Here is a 2,013-nt window from a genome sequence, read left to right as displayed (position 1 = left end):
GGTCGCCGCGCGAGCCCTTGCCCTTCTCGGCCCTGCCGCCCGGCGCACCTGGCAGCTTCTTGCCCGGCGCATACGGGGAGACCACCTTGTTGCGGTAGCGGAACGGGTCGTCCATGCCCAAGATAGGCCGCAGCTCGGCGCCTTCGAACCCGCCGAACAGCTCGGCCACGCGCGCGTCCTTGCGCGCGAGCTGGGCCGCATAGGGCTCGTCCACGTGCTGGCAGGCGCCGCACGCCCGGGCATGGGGGCAGGCGGGCGTCCCTGCGCCGGCGCTCGCGGAGCCGTCCCGAGGGCGGCCGGAACCGTGGGGGGCGTGCGCGTCTTGCAACCGTTTCGTCATTTTCGAACCCGTCTATCGTCATCGCGGAAGGCTACACTATAGTATACGCATCGAAACGCGTACCCGTACCGCGCAACTGAAGGAGCACACATGACCAAGTTCACCAACGTTATCGTCCGCCGCCCCGCCAAGAGCATGGTGGAGGGCATCACGTCGGCACCCGAGCTGGGCAAGCCGGACTACGAGCTGGCATGCAAGCAGCACGACGACTACATCGCGGCCCTCAAGGACTGCGGCGTGGAGGTGACGGTGCTGCCTGCGCTCGAGCAGTTCCCCGACTCCTGCTTCGTGGAGGACCCGGCCGTCGTCACGCGCTGCGGCGCCATCATCACCAACCCCGGCGCGGCCAGCCGCAACGGCGAGAAGGACGAGATCGAGCCCGCCGTGCGCCAGTTCTTCGACGATAGCCGCGTGAAGCACATCGTGAGCCCCGGCACGCTCGACGGCGGCGACGTGATGATGGCGGGCGACCACTTCTACGTGGGGCGCTCCGCGCGCACGAACGAGGAGGGCATCCGCCAGTTCTTCGAGATCCTGGAGGGCTGGGGCCTCGAGGGCTCCGAGGTGCCGCTGGAGCACGTGCTGCATCTGAAGACCGGCGTGAACTACCTGGAGGACGGCAACATGCTGGTGTCCGGCGAATTCGTGACCAAGCCCGACTTCGAGCAGTACCACCGCATCGAGATCCCCGAGGACGAGGCCTACGCCGCCAACTGCATCTGGGTGAACGGCACCGTCATCGTGCCCGAGGGCTACCCCGCCGTCCTGGCGGCCGTGCAGGATGCCGGCTACGAGACCATCACCGTGGACACGTCCGAGTACCGCAAGCTCGACGGCGGCTTGAGCTGCCTTTCCTTGCGCTTTTAACCCAGCAGGGAATCCAGGGTGGCGGCCGAGGACGTTTCCAAAAAGCCGCGCGTAACGGTTTCCCCACCGTTTCGCGCGGCTTCGTTTTTCGCGCCTATAGTGCAATCCGTATGCAACCATCAAGAAAGAGGACCCGCCATGAACTTCATCATCCGCTGGCTCGTCACCGCCGTCGCCGTGGGCGTGGCCGTGTGGCTCGTTCCGGGCATGGAGCTCCTCGGCGGCACGGACGCTTGGGTGGGCATCGCCATCTTCGGCCTGATCCTGTCGCTCGTCAACATCAGCATCAAGCCCATCATGCAGGTGCTGAGCTTGCCCATCAGCGTGATCACGCTCGGCATCTTCTACCTCGTGGTGAACACGCTCATGCTCTACATCGCCGCATGGCTGGCGAACGGGATCTTCCAGGTGGGGCTCGTTATCGACTCGTTCGGCAGCGCGTTCGTGGCCTCCATCGTTATCAGCATCGTATCGGCCCTGGTGAACGCGTTGGTTGGCAAGGACTAGCGAAGGGACGCCATCGGATCGCGTGCGGCATCGCCGGGTTTCGGCGGTGCCGCTTTCGTTTTACGTGGATTCTGGGCGCCTGCCGCGCATATATTTTTGCGCAGCCGTACAATAAGCACGGAAAAACGAGCGGGACAAGCGGGGCGGGGCGCCGCATGCAACCCGCCTACTGGTGAGGAATCCGTGTTATGGAACAGCTGAACGACGCCGTATCGGGCGTCTCCGGGTGCGCTTGCGCACCCTCTCCCAACGATGCCTCGTGGCGCGCGAGGGCCGGGCGCGCCGGCAAGCGGGGCGCG

General features: G+C 65.8%; 2 protein-coding genes and 1 pseudogene. 2 read left to right on the top strand and 1 reads right to left on the bottom strand.

Annotation, left to right across the window (positions count from 1 at the left end; all coding sequences use genetic code 11):
- Positions 1-214: pseudogene (locus tag GPA_RS19015) on the bottom strand (23S rRNA (uracil(1939)-C(5))-methyltransferase RlmD); the annotation flags it as partial.
- Positions 215-430: 216 nt separating this feature from the next.
- Here GPA_RS19015 and GPA_RS07100 point away from each other — a divergent pair.
- Both GPA_RS07100 and GPA_RS07095 read left to right on the top strand, forming a co-directional pair.
- Positions 431-1,207 carry a dimethylarginine dimethylaminohydrolase family protein gene (locus GPA_RS07100; protein ID WP_015539440.1) on the top strand — a complete coding sequence of 259 codons (777 nt, stop codon included), beginning with the start codon at positions 431-433 and terminating at the stop codon, positions 1,205-1,207.
- A 138-nt stretch (positions 1,208-1,345) separates the two neighbouring features.
- Positions 1,346-1,714, top strand: a complete 369-nt coding sequence (locus GPA_RS07095; RefSeq protein ID WP_015539439.1) for a phage holin family protein — start codon at positions 1,346-1,348, stop codon at positions 1,712-1,714.
- The last annotated feature ends 299 nt before the right edge of the window (positions 1,715-2,013 follow it).

The sequence above is a fragment of the Gordonibacter pamelaeae 7-10-1-b genome (assembly GCF_000210055.1).
Classification (GTDB): Bacteria; Actinomycetota; Coriobacteriia; order Coriobacteriales; family Eggerthellaceae; genus Gordonibacter; species Gordonibacter pamelaeae.
This window is presented reverse-complemented; position numbering and strand designations above follow the sequence as displayed.

Coding starts and splice junctions, on each gene's coding strand:
- GPA_RS07095 (WP_015539439.1), top strand. CDS start 1,346: ATGAACTTCATCATCCGCTGGCTCGTCACCGCCGTCGCCGTGGGCGTG.
- GPA_RS07100 (WP_015539440.1), top strand. CDS start 431: ATGACCAAGTTCACCAACGTTATCGTCCGCCGCCCCGCCAAGAGCATG.